We start from the raw sequence: 14735 nt of genomic DNA on the forward strand, positions 1-14735 counted from the left end.
GTTCCTCAGACGGTGTCGAACGTCCCGCCCCGCACGCCCGCGACGAACGCCGCGAACGCGGTGCCGGGGACGGCGATCACGGGGCCGTCCACGACCTTGGAGTCACGGACCGGGACGATGCCGCGCGAGGCGGCGAGGTTGGCGGCGACCTCAATGCAGTTGCCGCCGTTGTTGCTGTACGAGGACTTGAACCATCGGGGGGATTCGGTCGTCACAGGGTGCCCTTTCGCAACTGGCTGATCTTGGCCACAGACGCCGTCTGCGACAGCGACGCGCCCTGAAGTTGATGGTAGGCCGTCAACATGGGCAGGACGAACGAACTTTCCCGGTCAAGATGACCCAGGGTCTGCGACTCGGCGTAGCAGATCACGGACCGGTCCGGCAGCGTCAGAATGTTGACCGGCAGGTCGAACGTCCGCTGTTCACCGATCTCGTACGGAGCCACCTGAAGCAGGGTGTTGGGCAGTTCGGCGAACTCCATCAGCCGGTCCAGCTGGGCGTTCATGACGGCGGAGCCTCCCACCGGACGGCGGATGCAGCTTTCGTCCATGGTCACGAAGAGCATGGGCGGCTTCGGCCGCACCAACGCCGCCTGGCGCTTCGCCAGAAAGGCCACTCGGTCGTCGGCCTGCTCCGGTGTGATCGCTCCCCGCCGTACGGCGCTGTCGGCCAGGACCCGGGCGTACTCCGGCGTCTGCAGCAGCCCAGGGATGATCCCGACTTCGTACAGCCTGAGCTCCGCCGCCCGGCCCTCGTAGCGCACGTACTCCGGAAAGCCTTCCAGCAGGGTCAGGTCCTTCATCGCCTGGACCATGCGGCTGAACTTCTCGCCGGTCCCCAGCGCCCTGTCAACACTTCTCGCGAAACGTGGAGTCGGAGAACGCCGACCAGTTTCCACGGCCGAGATATGCGTCCCCGAGCACCCCATGCGTCCGGCCAACTCATCCTGCGTCCAGCCACGCGCGTCTCTGGCCTGCCTCAACTGCAAGCCGAAGGAAGCGCCCGGATCTTCGGGGTCGAGCTGCTTGCGATTCACCATGTCGAAGCCCTAACTCTCTGAGCAAAACGCGCAGGTTGAAGCCAAACCGACCCTAGGCCACGCTGAATCGCCCCGGTAGCCAAACGGCTACGGAGAGGAGCGATCGATGTACGGCGAGAACGTACGCCCGAATACACCCACGCCCTCCACCCCCTCCGCCCCCACCCCCGCCCTCGGAACCCTCCTGGTCGACACCAGCCGCGCCGACCGCGTGGGGGAGTTCCGAGGGGTCGCCGGCCCCTACTGGTCGCTGCGGCCGGTAGGGGGCGGCGCGGGGTGGGAGGTCGAGCCCCGCCATGTGCGGCCCGCCGTCCTGATAGAGCAGCTCCGCGCCCGTACCGCGCGCCTCAACGCCCGTAGCCGGGGTGAGGTCCTGTGAATTCCCTCGCCCGGTCACCGTTTCGGTTCGGCGAACCCGGACGGCCCACGTGACGCGCTCAGCGGTCTACGCGGCCGAGGTCACCCTGTCCGACGGGCAACGGTTCGCCTCGCTCGGCGCAGTCGTCGTACGGAACCGGCGGCTCGCCCTCCTCTGGCTCCGGCGGCAGGCGCTGCGCCTGGCCAACGGCCATGGGACGGCCCTCGCACCCGAGCCCGTGCGGCAGCCGGCCGGCGACGTGCGCCCGGTCCGCTTCCACGGCTCGGACGCGCCCGAGGAGTTGCGCCGCTGGGCCACGGACGGCGCGCACCAGGACGACGCGATACGGGCCCTGGAGGCGGGGTCCCCCGCGCTGTTCACCGTGCTCGATCCCGCCGTCGGGCTCAGCCTGACGCTCGCCGGGTGGCGTGGCCATCCGGCCGACCGGTCGTCCCGCCACACGAACCGGAGTTGAACACCATGCTCCAGTGCACCGCCGTCACACTTCTCCCTCCCGATGCCGTGCTGCGGCTCCTCGCCCCCGGAGTGGACGACCCGGACGAGCCGGAACCGTATGTCCTGTGCGAACTCGGCGAGCACGACGGCCCGCACACAGAACACGCCGCCTTCCTCCGGCCGGGCAGGACGCCCGACTCGCCGGCCCAGTGGTTCTTCTGGACCGGCAGCGGAACGGAGCGCGCCCACCGGACCGGCAGCGCGGCCTGGTGCCCCGCCCTCCTCCGCCGGCTCGACACGGACGTCGTGCGGCGCTGCGCGTTCTTCGACCACCACACCGCGCCCCACTCCTGGGACGTGGACGATCCGCTCGGCGACCTGATCGCGGAGCGGCTCGTGCCAGGCGACTCCCCCGAAGGGTGACCCGTATCCATGAACCAGTGCACCGCCGTCGCGTTACTGCCGCCCCCGGAACACGTGCTCGCTCTGTCTGTCCCGGATCGCCGCCCGGAGGCCGGACACCTGCTGTGCGAACTCGGGGAGGGCCACGGAGGGGCGCACGCGACGATGCTGTGGGACGAGGGCGGCGGACGGCCGGGAAGCGCCGTCTGGGCGCGGTGGCGCGCGGGGCGGGTACGGCTGCTGCCACTCCCCTGGTGCGCGGTCCTCGACCCCCGGAACGCGGACGCGGCCTGCGGTCTGTTCGCCGGGCATCCGCCGGGCCACGACTGGGAGGTGACCGACCCCACCGACGAGGCGATCACGCGGGAGCTGGCCCGGAGCCTCCCGCATCTGTTCCGCCGGTGACGGACCACGCGCGGACGTACGGGCGGGCGGTCCCGCCCGGTGCACGACCGTGGGCCCGGATCACGGATGATCCGGGCCCACGGCCCTACGGGGTGATGCTCAGGTGTCAGCTCTGCGCGGGCGACGCGTCCTGCTCGCCCGGCTCGGCGGCGGCCGTGGTGGCCGTGGTGGCCGCCTGGGCCTCGGCGCGCTCGCGCATCTTGCGCACCAGCTCCTGCTTCTTGTCCTCGGCGGCCCTGCGGTCGGCGCCTCGCGCGGAAACCGCGCCCTGCTGTTCGGCGCGGGACAGCTTCTTGCGCTGTCCGCCGACACCGAGGAGGTTGTTACGGCTCTTGGCCATGGCGTTCTCCCATGCGACGTGTGAAGTGAATCAGGTGAAGGATCGGGCCCGGTCGCGCCGGTCCCGGGCTGCGGCGGGGTGTGCGCACCCGCCGCGCTCTCACTCGTAGATCTGGAAGAACGAAGACATGCGGAGACCGTACCCCGCCCCGCGAACGCCCCGCACCCGGTTTTCAGGCCGTCGAGGTCTCAGGCCGTCGGGTCGACCGTCGCCTGGTGGGCCTCGGCCAGATGCTCCTCGGCCTTCAGCCAGGGCAGGAACTGCGCCGGGCGCCGCCACGCGCAGGTGGAGCAGGTCAGCTGACGCGTCACGCCCGACTTCCGTACCCGCACGACGTGTTCACGGCCGTGCTGGTCCCATCTGCTGACCTTGCTGGTGGTGCTGGACGGCATCGCGTACCTCCCGGAACGGCGGCGGGGCTCCGGTCCGACCGTACGACGAAGCCCCCGGTTCCGTACCCGGAACCGGGGGCCTCACGCACGGGTGCGGGCGTCAGCAGCCGAGCAGACGCGAGCCGAGGTACGCCTGGATCTGGTCCAGGGAGACGCGCTCCTGCTTCATGGTGTCGCGCTCGCGCACGGTCACCGCGTTGTCGTCGAGGGTGTCGAAGTCGACGGTGACGCAGAACGGGGTGCCGATCTCGTCCTGGCGCCGGTAGCGGCGGCCGATGGCGCCGGCGTCGTCGAACTCGATGTTCCAGTTCTTGCGCAGGTCGGTCGCCAGGCCCTTGGCCTTCGGCGAGAGCTGCGGGTTGCGCGACAGCGGCAGGACCGCGACCTTGACCGGCGCCAGGCGCGGGTCGAGGCGCATCACGGTGCGCTTCTCCATGACGCCCTTGGCGTTGGGCGCCTCGTCCTCGACATAGGCGTCCAGGAGGAACGCCAGCATCGCGCGGCCGACACCGGCCGCGGGCTCGATGACGTACGGCGTCCAGCGCTCGCCGGCCTCCTGGTCGAAGTACGACAGGTCGGTGCCCGACGCCTCGGAGTGCGCCTTGAGGTCGTAGTCCGTGCGGTTGGCGACGCCCTCCAGCTCGCCCCACTCGCTGCCGCCGAAGCGGAAGCGGTACTCGATGTCGGCGGTGCGCTTGGAGTAGTGGGAGAGCTTCTCCTTCGGGTGCTCGAACCAGCGCATGTTCTCCTCGCGCATGCCGAGGCCCGTGTACCAGTTCCAGCGCTGGTCCATCCAGTACTGCTGCCACTCCTCGTCCTCGCCCGGCTTGACGAAGAACTCCATCTCCATCTGCTCGAACTCACGGGTCCGGAAGATGAAGTTGCCCGGAGTGATCTCGTTCCGGAAGGACTTGCCCATCTGCGCGATGCCGAACGGCGGCTTCTTGCGCGACGTCTGCTGCACCTGGCCGAAGTTGGTGAAGATGCCCTGGGCGGTCTCGGGGCGCAGGTAGGCGACCGAGCCGGAGTCCTGGGTCGGGCCGAGGTGGGTGGAGAGCAGACCCGAGAACTGCTTGGGCTCCGTGAAGGTGCCCTTGTTGCCGCAGTTGGGGCAGTTGAGGTCGGCGAGGCCGTTGACCGGCGGCTTGCCGTGCTTCTCCTCGTACGCCTCCTCCAGGTGGTCGGCGCGGTAGCGCTTGTGACAGGAGGTGCACTCGGTGAGCGGGTCCGAGAAGGTGGCGACGTGGCCCGAGGCGACCCAGACGTCCGAGGCCAGGATGACCGACGAGTCGAGACCGACCACGTCCTCGCGCGCGGTGACCATGTAGCGCCACCACTGACGCTTCAGGTTCTCCTTCATCTCGACGCCCAGCGGCCCGTAGTCCCAGGCGGCCCGCTGACCACCGTAGATCTCACTGCAGGGGTAGACGAAGCCACGGCGCTTGCTCAGGCTGACGATGGTGTCGATCTTGTCGGCGGCCACGGTGCTCTCTTCATTACGACGGTGACGAACGGCGAATGCTTCAGATTACCGGCGGGCGCACCCCTGGGATCAAATCGGTGGGACGTGAAGGATCTTCGCGGGGCCCCTAAGTGACCTTCCGGGCATCTCATCAGCCTTGTTGACAATCGTTTCCACTTTAGTTGAAAATGACTGTCATGAACGTACGCCGCCTCATACCCACCACCGCCGTCGCCGGAGCAGTCGCCCTCGGTCTGACCGCTCTCTCCGCCTGCTCCACCTCCGACGCAGCGGACGGGGGCGACGGCGGCAAGCTGAAGGTGACGGCGTCGTTCTACCCGATGCAGTTCCTGGCCGAGAAGATCGGCGGCGAGCACGTCGCGGTCACCAGCCTCACCAAGCCGGGCGTCGAGCCGCACGACCTGGAGCTCAACCCGCGCCAGATCGGCTCCATCAGCGAGTCCGACTACGTGCTGTACCTCAAGGGCATCCAGCCCGCCGTGGACGACGCGATCGCGCAGTCCGGTGTGAAGAACACCGTCGACGCCGCGACCCTCACCACGCTGGAGAACCACGGCTCCGAGGTCAGCGGCCACGACCACGGGGAAGAAGAGCACGCGCACGGCGAAGAAGAGCACGGGGACGAGCACGGCCACGAGGAAGAGGCCCACAAGGAGGAGGCCCCCGAGGAGCACTCCGAGGGCGACGGCCACAACCACGGCGAGGAGGGCGGCGCCGACCCGCACATCTGGCTGGACCCGGTGAAGTACGCCGAGGTCGCCAAGGGCGTCGGCAAGTCGCTGGAGAAGGCCGACCCCGACCACGCCGCCGACTACAAGAAGAACACCGACGCCCTCGTCTCCGAGCTGGGCGAGCTGAACACGGCGTACGAGACCGGGCTGAAGAACACCTCCACCAAGACGTTCATCACCACGCACTCCGCCTTCGGCTACCTCGCCGAGCGCTACGGGCTCACCCAGCAGGGCATCGCGGGCATCGACCCCGAGGCAGAGCCGAGCCCCGCCCGGATCCAGGAGATCCACACCATCGCGGAGAAGGAGAAGGCCACCACGGTCTTCTTCGAGACCCTCGCCAGTGACAAGACGGCGAAGACCCTCGCGAAGGACACCGGCCTGAAGACCGGGGTCCTGGACCCGCTGGAGGGAATCACGGACAGGTCCCAGGGCGCTGACTACATCGAGGTCATGGAGTCCAACCTCGCCGCGCTGCGGAAGGCACTCGGCGCGCAGTGACCCGCACCGCCCCGTGGACCCGTACCGCCCCGCGGACCCGCGTCACCCCGCGGACCCGCACCACCCCCGGATCGGAGGCGCTCATGCCGGAGCGTGAGAGCACCACCCGCGAGCCCGCGGCCGTCGCCCGCGAGCCCGAGGCCACCGGCCATGCGCCCGTGATCGCCCTGCGCGGCGCCACGGCCACCCTCGGCGCCCGCCCCGTGCTGCGCGGGGTGGACCTGACCGTGCACCGCGGCGAGGTCGTCGCACTGCTCGGCGCCAACGGTTCCGGCAAGTCCACCGCCGTACGGTCCGCCATCGGGCAGGTCCCGCTGACCGGCGGCACCGTCGAGCTGTTCGGCACCGAGCTGCGCCGCTTCCGCCGGTGGGGCCGGATCGGCTACGTCCCACAGCGCACCACGGCCGCGGGCGGCGTGCCCGCCACGATCCGCGAGGTCGTCGCCTCCGGCCGGCTGTCCCGTACGGGGCTGCGGTGGCCCGGGAAGGCGGACCGGGCGGCCGTGCAGCGCGCCATCGAGCTGGTGGGCCTGGCCGACCGTGCGAAGGACTCCGTGAGCGCCCTGTCGGGCGGCCAGCACCAGCGGGTGCTGATCGCCCGCGCCCTGGCCGCCGAGCCGGAGCTGCTGATCATGGACGAGCCGATGGCCGGGGTCGACCTGGCCAGCCAGGAGATCCTCGCCTCGACCCTGCGCGAGCAGGTGGCGCTCGGCACCTCCGTGCTGCTGGTGCTGCACGAGCTGGGCCCGCTGGAGCCCCTGATCGACCGGGCCGTCGTCCTGCGCGACGGCTGCGTGACGCACGACGGGCCGCCGCCCGAGGCGCTCGGCCAGCACGCCCTGCCCGGCCACGACCACGTACACCCCCACGCGGCCGCCGAGCCCGTACGGACGGGACTGCTGACCTGATGATGCTGGAATTCCTGAACCCTCCCTTCATGCAGCGGGCGCTCATCGCGGCCGTGCTGGTCGGCATCACCGCGCCCGCCATCGGCATCTACCTGGTGCAGCGGCGGCAGGCCCTGATGGGCGACGGCATCGGGCACATCGCGATGACCGGAGTCGGCCTCGGCTTCCTGCTCTCCACCAGCCCGGTCTGGATGGCCACGGCCGTCGCGGTGGCCGGCGCGGTCGTGATGGAGCTGATCCGCTGGTACGGACACACCCGCGGCGACCTCGCCCTGGCGATGCTGTTCTACGGCGGCATGGCGGGCGGCGTCATGCTGATCAACCTGTCCGACACGGGCTCCAACGCCAACCTGACCTCGTACCTCTTCGGCTCGCTCGCCACCGTCTCCGAGTCGGACGTCATCGCGATCTGCGCGCTGGCCGCCTTCGTGGTGCTGGCCACGGTGGGGCTGCGGCGGCAGTTGTTCGCCGTCAGCCAGGACGAGGAGTTCGCCCGGGTGTCCGGGCTGCCGGTGCGGGTGCTGAACCTGCTGATCGCGGTGACCGCCGCCGTGACCGTGACCGTCGCGATGCGGGTCGTCGGCCTGCTGCTGGTCAGCGCGCTGATGGTGGTGCCGGTGGCGGCCGCTCAGCAGATCACCAAGTCCTTCAAGGTCACCTTCGTGCTGGCCGTGGTGATCGGCACCGCCGTGACCCTCACCGGCACCGTGACCTCGTACTACCAGGACGTTCCGCCCGGCGCGACCATCGTGCTGCTGGCCATCGCGGTGTTCGTCGCGCTGACCCTGCTCGCCGCCCCGCTCGCGAGACGCCGGGCACGGGCGAGCGAGGCGAAGGGGGCCGAGTGCACCCTGGAGGTACCGGGCGCCCGCCGGGACCGGGACGACGTACGCGTGTGACGGCGTCGCACCCTACGTGTTCGCCGGCGGCGGCCGGCCGGGCTGGCACAATGGCCCGACACATGTACGGGCGACACGAGGAGGCAGCTGTGGCCACGGCGCCGATCAGTGGCACGAACGCAGCGCCGGTACGCGGCCGGTCCACCCGGCAGCGGACGGCGGTGGCGGCGGCGCTCGACGAGGTCGACGAGTTCCGCAGCGCCCAGGAGCTGCACGACGTCCTCAAGCACCGCGGCGACTCCGTGGGCCTGACCACGGTCTACCGGACCCTGCAGTCCCTCGCCGACGCGGGTGAGGTCGACGTCCTGCGCACCAGCGACGGCGAGGCCGTCTACCGGCGGTGCTCGACCGGTGATCATCACCACCATCTGGTGTGCCGGCTCTGCGGCAAAGCGGTGGAGGTCGAGGGACCGGCCGTGGAGCAGTGGGCCGAGATGATCGCCGCCCAGCACGGCTATGTGAACGTCGCGCACACCGTCGAGGTCTTCGGCACGTGCGCGGAGTGCGCCGCGAGCAAGGCGTAACGAGCGGGAAACGGCGGGCCCGGGACACGTACAACGTCCCGGGCCCGCCGCTTTCACGCCGCTTTCACATCACTTCACGTCATTTCTTGGCGGCCTGCGCGGCCTCCGCCGTCTTCGCCGCCTGTGCCACCTTCGCGGCCTCCACCGCCTCCGCCCCGCCGAAGCGGCGGTCCCGCTGGGCGTACTCCAGGCAGGCCCGCCACAGGTCCCGACGGTCGAAATCCGGCCAGAGAACGTCCTGGAAGACCATCTCCGCGTACGCGCTCTGCCAGATCAGGTAGTTCGAGGTGCGCTGCTCGCCGCTGGGGCGCACGAAGAGGTCCACGTCCGGCATGTCCGGGTAGTACGTGTACTTCGCGAAGGTCTTCTCGTTGACCTTGGACGGGTCCAGCTTCCCGGCCGCCACGTCCTGGGCGATGCGCTGCGCGGCGTCCGCGATCTCGGCTCGGCCGCCGTAGTTGACGCAGAAGTACAGCGTCATCCTGTCGTTGTCCTTGGTCTGCTCCTGGGCGACCTGGAGCTCCTGGACGACGGACTTCCACAGCTTGGGCATCCGGCCCACCCAGCGGATGCGGATGCCGAGCTCGTCCATCTCGTCGCGGCGGCGGCGGATCACGTCGCGGTTGAAGTTCATCAGGAACTTCACCTCGTCCGGCGAGCGCTTCCAGTTCTCCGTGGAGAAGGCGTAGAGCGAGAGGTTCTTGACGCCCATCTCGATACAGCCCTTGAGAACGTCCATGACGACGCCCTCACCGACCTTGTGGCCCTCGGTGCGGGGCAGACCCCGCTCCTTGGCCCAGCGGCCGTTGCCGTCCATCACGACGGCGACGTGCTGGGGGACCAGCTCGCCGGGGATCTTCGGAGGCGTCGCGCCGGTGGGGTGCGGCTCGGGGGTCTTGTACGTGCGCCGGTTACGGCCGCCGAGGATCCCGCGTACTGCCATGAGCTTCTCAGTCTCCCTGTGTCACTTCTCCACGCGCCGCGTCGTCTGCCGACGTACCGCGTCTCTTCTCCACGTACCGCGTCACTTCACGACGTACCGCGTCACTTCTCCACGTACCGCAGCGAGCGCAGCCCCCGCTCCAGATGCCAGTGCAGATAGGCGGACACCAGCCCGCTCCCCTCCCTGACATGACGCGCCTCGCACGCGTCCGCCGTCGCCCAGTCGCCGCTGAGCAGCGCGCTCAGCAGGCCCAGGGCCTGTGCCGAGGGTACGACGCTGCCGGGCACCCGGCAGTCACCGCATATGACGCCCCCCGCCGCGACGGAGAAGAACCGGTTCGGACCCGGCATTCCGCACTTGGCGCAGTCCTCGAAGCTGGGCGCGTACCCGTTGACCGCGAGCGAACGCAGCAGGAACGCGTCCAGGATCAGGTGGGGGGCGTGCTCGCCCCGGGCGAGGGTGCGCAGGCCGCCGACGAGCAGCAGATACTGCTGGACGGCCGGTTCGCCCTCGTGGTCGGTGAACCGCTCGGCGGTCTCCAGCATCGCGGTGCCCGCCGTGTAGCGGGCGTAGTCGGCGACGATCCCGCCGCCGTAGGGGGCGATCGTCTCGCTCTGGGTGCAGAGCGGCAGCCCGCGGCCGACCAGCTCGCTGCCGCGTGCGAAGAACTGCACGTCGACGTGGGAGAAGGGCTCCAGGCGGGCGCCGAACTTGGATTTGGTGCGGCGCACCCCGCGGGCGACGGCCCGCACCCGGCCGTGGCCCCGGGTCAGGATCGTGATGATCCGGTCGGCCTCGCCCAGTTTCTGCGTACGCAGCACGATGCCGTCGTCCCGGAACAAGCTCATGGACCCATTGTCGCCCACCGGGGGTCGGCCCGTGGCGGGCCGGCGGCGAAGGGGGGCTCTACGACGGCGTACGGGCGGCGGCCGCCAGCAGGCGGGCGGTGTCCTCGGCGGGGAGCTGGAGGGCGCTGCCGACCGTGGTCAGGACCTGGCGCTCGGCGGCGCGGTAGGGCCCGTCGGCCAGCGCGATCCTGGCCCCCTGGAGGAGGACGGACTCGCGGCCGGCGGCGGCCAGGTGCGGGGCGAGCGGCGCCAGCACCTCGTGCAGCTCGATGGCGAGGGTCGGGCCACAGGCCTCGGCGGCCGGGTCGGAACCGGAGCCCTGCCCGGTGTCGGCGGCCAGCACCTCGGCGACGGTGAACAGCTGCTCCTGGGTGCAGTCGTCGAGCCCGGCGTCGCGCACGGTGGCGACGGCGGCCTCCAGGACGGTGCGGGAGGTGGTGCCCCCGGCGGCGAGGACGGCCAGGGTGACGGTGTGGACGGCCTCGCGGAGCATCGCGGAGAACCGGGTCGTGGTGGGGTGGTCCAGCGCCTCGGGGGCGTAGTGGGTGAGGCAGGCGGCGCACTCGACGACGGGCTCGGTCTCGCCCCTGCCGACCAGCGGGACGCCGAGGAAGGTGAGGCGGCGGCGGCCGGTGAGCCGGCGGTAGTTGCGGTCTCCCCCGCAGCCGGGGCAGAAGAAGGCGCCGTCGCCGACGGCGTCCCAGATGGTGCGAACACCGCAGAGGACCGGCCTCAGAGCGCGTTGTCCTTTGGCTGACCGCACGTCGCACACCTCCGTAACGCTCCGGCAACCTTGCCGTGTGTTGGACGTGATGTTAGCCACACGTGAGACGCGGCGTCAGCCTCTGGGACGTCACAACCCCCGGATATGGCCGAACCCCGACCACCCGGAGCGGGCGGTCGGGGTCCGTCATTGCCGTCGTACGGGGGCGAACCGGACGTCCGTACGAGGAGGGGGACGTGAGGGCCCGGGAGGGGCCGGACGGGTCAGCGGGCCGCGCGGTTGACGGCGGAGACGACCGCCTTGAGCGAGGCGCGGGTGGTGTTGGCGTCGATGCCGATGCCCCACAGGACCTTGCCGTCGATCGCGCACTCGATGTACGAGGCCGCCTGGGCGCTGGCGCCCTCGCTCATCGTGTGCTCGGTGTAGTCGAGCAGCCGGGCGTCGATGCCGATGGCCTGGAGCGCTTCGAAGAACGCGGAGATCGGGCCGTTGCCCGTGCCGCTCAGCACGGTGTCCGTACCGTCGACGGTGGCCTCGACGGTCAGGGTGTCCCGGCCGTCGGTGTCGGTGGTGGTCTGGCCGGAGCGGAGCTGGACGCGGCCCCATCGCGCCTCGGTGTTCTCCGCGTTCGGCAGGTACTCGTCCTGGAAGGTGGTCCAGATCTGGGCCGGGGTGACCTCGCCGCCCTCGGCGTCGGTCTTGGCCTGAATGATCCGGGAGAACTCGATCTGCATCCGGCGCGGCAGGTCCAGCTTGTGGTCGTTCTTCAGGACGTAGGCGATACCGCCCTTGCCGGACTGCGAGTTGACCCGGATGACGGCCTCGTAGGAGCGGCCGACGTCCTTCGGGTCGATCGGCAGGTAGGGCACGGCCCACTCGATGTCGTCGACCGTCTTCCCCTGGGCGGCGGCGTCACGCTCCATGGCGTCGAAGCCCTTCTTGATGGCGTCCTGGTGGGAGCCGGAGAAGGCGGTGTAGACCAGATCGCCCGCATAGGGGTGGCGCGGGTGGATCTCCATCTGGTTGCAGTATTCGCTGGTGCGGCGGATCTCGTCGATCTGCGAGAAGTCGATCTGCGGGTCGACGCCCTGGGAGAAGAGGTTCATGCCCAGGGTGACCAGGTCGACGTTGCCGGTGCGCTCGCCCTGGCCGAACAGGCAGCCCTCGATGCGGTCGGCACCGGCCATGATGGCCAGCTCGGCGGCGGCGACGGCGGTGCCCCGGTCGTTGTGCGGGTGGACCGACAGACAGACGAACTCGCGTCGGGTCAGGTTGCGGGACATCCACTCGAAGCGGTCCGCGTGGGTGGAGGGCGTCGAACGCTCCACGGTGGCGGGCAGGTTGAGGATGATCTCGCGGCCCTCCTCCGGCTGCCAGACGTCGCAGACGGCCTCGCAGACCTCCAGGGCGAAGTCCAGCTCGGTGTCGGTGAAGATCTCCGGGCTGTACTGGTAGCCGAAGACCGTCTCCGGGCCCAGGATCTTCTCGGCGTACTCCATGACCAGCCGGGTGCCGTCCACCGCGATCTGCTTGACCTCCTCGCGCGAACCGCGGAAGACGACGCGGCGGAAGGTGGGGGCGGTGGCGTTGTACAGGTGGACGGTGGCCCGGTGCGCGCCGACCAGCGACTCCACGGTGCGCTCGATCAGCTCCTCGCGGGCCTGCGTCAGGACGGAGATCGTCACGTCCTCGGGGATCGCGCCCTCTTCGATGATGGAGCGGACGAAGTTGAAGTCGGTCTCGCCGGAGGACGGGAAGCCGACCTCGATCTCCTTGAAGCCCATCGCGACCAGCAGGTCGAACATCTCGCGCTTGCGCGCCGGGGACATCGGGTCGATCAGGGCCTGGTTGCCGTCGCGCAGATCGGTGGAGAGCCAGCGGGGCGCGACGGTGATCCGGCTGTCGGGCCAGGTGCGGTCGGCGATGTCCACGGCCTCGTAGCCGCGGTACTTGTGGACCGGCATCCCGGACGGCTTCTGGAGCTGCGTCGCGTTGGTGATCGGGGTGGGACGGCCGACGGAATCACGGGCGGGAATCACGGGCTTACCGGCGGGATTCACGGTGGTCATGGCGTAGGGCTCCTCGGTCCAGCGGGGGTCGGCCGACTGTGTCGCTGCAGCACCAGACTCCGCGGGGAGGGGGTCGGCCTACGACTACAGGCCCTCGCCGCGGCGGCTAAGGAGAAGCAGCCCGAAACGCATGATGCGACGAGCGTAACCGAGTGTGGCCCGTGGTGTCGGTCCGTATCAGTATGCGGGATCGGGCCCCGGTGGCGGGTAAACGGTGACTCATCACTCCATTTCGTCAATCGTCGTCGCAACCAGTGACAGGGCAGTGACGGAATGCCACAGTCGTTTCATGCACCTTCGAACCGACGGCGATCTCCACCCCGTCTTCTGCACCATCGTTCCGCCCCACGTACTCGATCACCTGTCCCGGTCCGCCGACGCCAGGCTCGCGGATCCGGCCCGCCGCACCCTGGTGGCCGACGGCCTCCGCCGCGACCGCCGCCGGACGACGGCCCTCGCCGCCGTCCCGACCGCCCCCGGCGTGGGCGCGGTCCCCACCAAGCCCCACCGCACCCTGTACGACTGCCGGAACAGCACCGCCCTGCCCGGCCACCAGGTCCGCGCCGAGGGCGACAAGCCCACCTCGGACGCCAGCGTCAACCGCGCGTACGCCGGCCTCGGCGCCACCTTCGAACTGCTGCTCTCGGCGTACGGGCGCAGCTCGATCGACGGCAAGGGGCTGCCGCTGATCGGCTCCGTGCACTACGGCGAGGAGTACAACAACGCGTTCTTCGACGGCGAGCAGATGGTCTTCGGGGACGGTGACGGCGAGATCTTCCTCGACTTCACCGTCGCGGTCGACGTGATCGCCCACGAGCTGGCCCACGGTCTGACGCAGCACACCGCCAACCTGCGCTACGAGGGCCAGTCGGGCGCGCTCAACGAGTCGGTGTCCGACGTCTTCGGCTCGCTGGTGAAGCAGTTCTCGCTGGGCCAGAGCGCGGAGCAGGCCGACTGGCTGATCGGGGCCGGGCTGCTCGCTCCCCGGGTCAGCGGGGACGCGCTGCGCTCGATGAAGGCCCCGGGCACGGCGTACGACGACGACGTCCTCGGCAAGGACCCGCAGCCGGGCTCCATGGCGGACTACATCGAGACGGAGGAGGACAACGGCGGGGTCCACCTCAACTCCGGCATCCCCAACCGCGCGTTCCACCTCCTGGCCACCGCGCTGGGCGGCAACTCCTGGGAGCGTGCCGGGCAGATCTGGTTCGACGTGCTGACCGGCGGCGAGCTGACGGCCGGCGCGGACTTCGCGGAGTTCGCCCGGCTGACGGTCGCGGCGGCGGGCGCCCGCTTCGGCGCGGCGGACGAGCGGGAGGCGGTCCTCAAGGCCTGGTCGGAGGTGGGAGTTCCGACCAAGTGACCCGCACCCCGAAGAGGCGGGGTTGAGCGCTCGTACGGCCCCCGATAGACAGGACCCCATGCGTATTCAGGTCAGCCGGACCGGCGGCTTCGCCGGCATCGCCCGCCGCCATGAGGTCGACACCGGGGGAAGGGCGGACGCCGCGGAATGGCACGCGCTCGCCGAGGAGGCGCTCGACTCCGCGCGGGACACCCCGCCGACGGGGGTACCGGACGGCTTCCGGTACGAGATCACCGTCGGGGACCGCACCGTGTACTGCGCTGACCCCGATCTGACCGGGGCGCAGCGCACGCTGATCTCACGCGTCCTCAAGGAGGGCGCGTGAGATCGGCACCCGTGCCGTACGAACG

19 protein-coding genes are annotated in these 14735 nt (G+C 70.3%); 10 read left to right on the forward strand and 9 right to left on the reverse strand.

All coding sequences use genetic code 11. The features are described from left to right. Nucleotides 1-5: 5 nt before the first annotated feature. Nucleotides 6-215, reverse strand: coding sequence for a DUF397 domain-containing protein (locus tag PSQ21_RS09365; protein ID WP_274029980.1), 210 nt, complete (start codon nt 213-215; stop codon nt 6-8). Next, nucleotides 212-1039, reverse strand: coding sequence for a helix-turn-helix domain-containing protein (locus PSQ21_RS09370; protein WP_274029981.1), 828 nt, complete (start codon nt 1037-1039; stop codon nt 212-214). The genes PSQ21_RS09365 and PSQ21_RS09370 overlap by 4 nt, the downstream gene beginning before the upstream one ends. A 106-nt stretch (nt 1040-1145) precedes the next feature. On the opposite strand from PSQ21_RS09370, the gene PSQ21_RS09375 reads away from it, so the two are divergent. The 4 genes from PSQ21_RS09375 to PSQ21_RS09390 are packed head-to-tail and all read left to right on the forward strand — an operon-like array spanning nt 1146 to nt 2660. Beyond that, on the forward strand, nt 1146-1418 hold the full coding sequence (locus tag PSQ21_RS09375) for a hypothetical protein (RefSeq protein ID WP_274029982.1): 273 nt from the start codon (nt 1146-1148) through the stop codon (nt 1416-1418). A gap of 49 nt (nt 1419-1467) precedes the next feature. Beyond that, on the forward strand, nt 1468-1872 hold the full coding sequence (locus PSQ21_RS09380) for a hypothetical protein (protein ID WP_274029983.1): 405 nt from the start codon (nt 1468-1470) through the stop codon (nt 1870-1872). Nucleotides 1873-1877: 5 nt separating this feature from the next. Next, the gene (locus PSQ21_RS09385) at nt 1878-2276 is read left to right on the forward strand and encodes a hypothetical protein (RefSeq protein WP_274035687.1); all 399 of its coding nucleotides are present in this window, start codon (nt 1878-1880) and stop codon (nt 2274-2276) included. A gap of 9 nt (nt 2277-2285) precedes the next feature. After that, nucleotides 2286-2660, forward strand: a complete 375-nt coding sequence (locus PSQ21_RS09390) for a hypothetical protein (RefSeq protein WP_274029984.1) — start codon at nt 2286-2288, stop codon at nt 2658-2660. A 106-nt stretch (nt 2661-2766) separates the two neighbouring features. Here PSQ21_RS09390 and PSQ21_RS09395 read toward each other — a convergent pair whose 3' ends face one another. The 3 genes from PSQ21_RS09395 to PSQ21_RS09405 form a co-directional block, all read right to left on the reverse strand. Then, nucleotides 2767-3000: a DUF6243 family protein gene (locus PSQ21_RS09395; RefSeq protein WP_274029985.1), complete on the reverse strand. Its 234-nt coding sequence runs from the start codon at nt 2998-3000 to the stop codon at nt 2767-2769. A gap of 188 nt (nt 3001-3188) precedes the next feature. Beyond that, nucleotides 3189-3392 carry a hypothetical protein gene (locus PSQ21_RS09400; protein WP_274029986.1) on the reverse strand — a complete coding sequence of 68 codons (204 nt, stop codon included), beginning with the start codon at nt 3390-3392 and terminating at the stop codon, nt 3189-3191. Nucleotides 3393-3492: 100 nt separating this feature from the next. Continuing rightward, on the reverse strand, nt 3493-4875 hold the full coding sequence (locus PSQ21_RS09405; RefSeq protein ID WP_097868994.1) for a glycine--tRNA ligase: 1383 nt from the start codon (nt 4873-4875) through the stop codon (nt 3493-3495). Nucleotides 4876-5051: 176 nt separating this feature from the next. Between PSQ21_RS09405 and PSQ21_RS09410 the strand changes: the two genes are divergently transcribed. The 4 genes from PSQ21_RS09410 to PSQ21_RS09425 all read left to right on the forward strand — a co-directional run bounded on the left by PSQ21_RS09410 (nt 5052) and on the right by PSQ21_RS09425 (nt 8438). Continuing rightward, the gene (locus PSQ21_RS09410) at nt 5052-6107 is read left to right on the forward strand and encodes a metal ABC transporter substrate-binding protein (protein WP_274029987.1); all 1056 of its coding nucleotides are present in this window, start codon (nt 5052-5054) and stop codon (nt 6105-6107) included. A gap of 83 nt (nt 6108-6190) precedes the next feature. Then, nucleotides 6191-7015, forward strand: coding sequence for a metal ABC transporter ATP-binding protein (locus PSQ21_RS09415; protein ID WP_274035688.1), 825 nt, complete (start codon nt 6191-6193; stop codon nt 7013-7015). Beyond that, on the forward strand, nt 7015-7914 hold the full coding sequence (locus PSQ21_RS09420) for a metal ABC transporter permease (protein WP_274029988.1): 900 nt from the start codon (nt 7015-7017) through the stop codon (nt 7912-7914). Before PSQ21_RS09415 ends, PSQ21_RS09420 begins: the two co-directional genes overlap by 1 nt. Nucleotides 7915-8003: 89 nt before the next feature. After that, nucleotides 8004-8438, forward strand: a complete 435-nt coding sequence (locus tag PSQ21_RS09425; RefSeq protein ID WP_097868997.1) for a Fur family transcriptional regulator — start codon at nt 8004-8006, stop codon at nt 8436-8438. Nucleotides 8439-8517: 79 nt separating this feature from the next. Here PSQ21_RS09425 and PSQ21_RS09430 read toward each other — a convergent pair whose 3' ends face one another. From PSQ21_RS09430 to leuA, 4 genes are all read right to left on the reverse strand, one after another. Next, complete coding sequence (locus PSQ21_RS09430) at nt 8518-9381, reverse strand: isoprenyl transferase (protein ID WP_274029989.1); 864 nt, start codon at nt 9379-9381, stop codon at nt 8518-8520. Between the two features lie 101 nt (nt 9382-9482). Beyond that, entirely contained in the window at nt 9483-10229 is a 747-nt protein-coding gene (recO, locus tag PSQ21_RS09435) for a DNA repair protein RecO (RefSeq protein ID WP_030577480.1), read from the reverse strand. Nucleotides 10230-10287: 58 nt separating this feature from the next. After that, nucleotides 10288-10992 (reverse strand): TerB family tellurite resistance protein, encoded by a 705-nt coding sequence (locus tag PSQ21_RS09440; protein WP_274029990.1) that lies wholly within the window; start codon nt 10990-10992, stop codon nt 10288-10290. 224 nt (nt 10993-11216) lie between these two features. Continuing rightward, nucleotides 11217-13022 carry a 2-isopropylmalate synthase gene (gene leuA, locus PSQ21_RS09445; RefSeq protein WP_274029991.1) on the reverse strand — a complete coding sequence of 602 codons (1806 nt, stop codon included), beginning with the start codon at nt 13020-13022 and terminating at the stop codon, nt 11217-11219. Between the two features lie 289 nt (nt 13023-13311). Here leuA and PSQ21_RS09450 point away from each other — a divergent pair, with 289 nt between their 5' ends. Beyond that, nucleotides 13312-14385, forward strand: coding sequence for a M4 family metallopeptidase (locus PSQ21_RS09450; protein WP_274029992.1), 1074 nt, complete (start codon nt 13312-13314; stop codon nt 14383-14385). Between the two features lie 58 nt (nt 14386-14443). Beyond that, nucleotides 14444-14710, forward strand: a complete 267-nt coding sequence (locus tag PSQ21_RS09455) for a protealysin inhibitor emfourin (protein ID WP_274029994.1) — start codon at nt 14444-14446, stop codon at nt 14708-14710. The last annotated feature ends 25 nt before the right edge of the window (nt 14711-14735 follow it).

The sequence above is a fragment of the Streptomyces sp. MMBL 11-1 genome, from assembly GCF_028622875.1.
Classification (GTDB): domain Bacteria; phylum Actinomycetota; class Actinomycetes; order Streptomycetales; family Streptomycetaceae; genus Streptomyces.

What these genes read in the sequence shown, in the direction of transcription:
- PSQ21_RS09395 (WP_274029985.1), bottom strand. Translation starts at nt 3,000, where the DNA reads ATGGCCAAGAGCCGTAACAACCTCCTCGGTGTCGGCGGACAGCGCAAG.
- PSQ21_RS09390 (WP_274029984.1), top strand. Translation starts at nt 2,286, where the DNA reads ATGAACCAGTGCACCGCCGTCGCGTTACTGCCGCCCCCGGAACACGTG.
- PSQ21_RS09420 (WP_274029988.1), top strand. Translation starts at nt 7,015, where the DNA reads ATGATGCTGGAATTCCTGAACCCTCCCTTCATGCAGCGGGCGCTCATC.
- PSQ21_RS09375 (WP_274029982.1), top strand. Translation starts at nt 1,146, where the DNA reads ATGTACGGCGAGAACGTACGCCCGAATACACCCACGCCCTCCACCCCC.
- PSQ21_RS09385 (WP_274035687.1), top strand. Translation starts at nt 1,878, where the DNA reads ATGCTCCAGTGCACCGCCGTCACACTTCTCCCTCCCGATGCCGTGCTG.
- PSQ21_RS09415 (WP_274035688.1), top strand. Translation starts at nt 6,191, where the DNA reads ATGCCGGAGCGTGAGAGCACCACCCGCGAGCCCGCGGCCGTCGCCCGC.
- recO (WP_030577480.1), bottom strand. Translation starts at nt 10,229, where the DNA reads ATGAGCTTGTTCCGGGACGACGGCATCGTGCTGCGTACGCAGAAACTG.
- PSQ21_RS09450 (WP_274029992.1), top strand. Translation starts at nt 13,312, where the DNA reads ATGCACCTTCGAACCGACGGCGATCTCCACCCCGTCTTCTGCACCATC.
- PSQ21_RS09430 (WP_274029989.1), bottom strand. Translation starts at nt 9,381, where the DNA reads ATGGCAGTACGCGGGATCCTCGGCGGCCGTAACCGGCGCACGTACAAG.
- PSQ21_RS09370 (WP_274029981.1), bottom strand. Translation starts at nt 1,039, where the DNA reads ATGGTGAATCGCAAGCAGCTCGACCCCGAAGATCCGGGCGCTTCCTTC.
- leuA (WP_274029991.1), bottom strand. Translation starts at nt 13,022, where the DNA reads ATGACCACCGTGAATCCCGCCGGTAAGCCCGTGATTCCCGCCCGTGAT.
- PSQ21_RS09400 (WP_274029986.1), bottom strand. Translation starts at nt 3,392, where the DNA reads ATGCCGTCCAGCACCACCAGCAAGGTCAGCAGATGGGACCAGCACGGC.
- PSQ21_RS09410 (WP_274029987.1), top strand. Translation starts at nt 5,052, where the DNA reads ATGAACGTACGCCGCCTCATACCCACCACCGCCGTCGCCGGAGCAGTC.
- PSQ21_RS09455 (WP_274029994.1), top strand. Translation starts at nt 14,444, where the DNA reads ATGCGTATTCAGGTCAGCCGGACCGGCGGCTTCGCCGGCATCGCCCGC.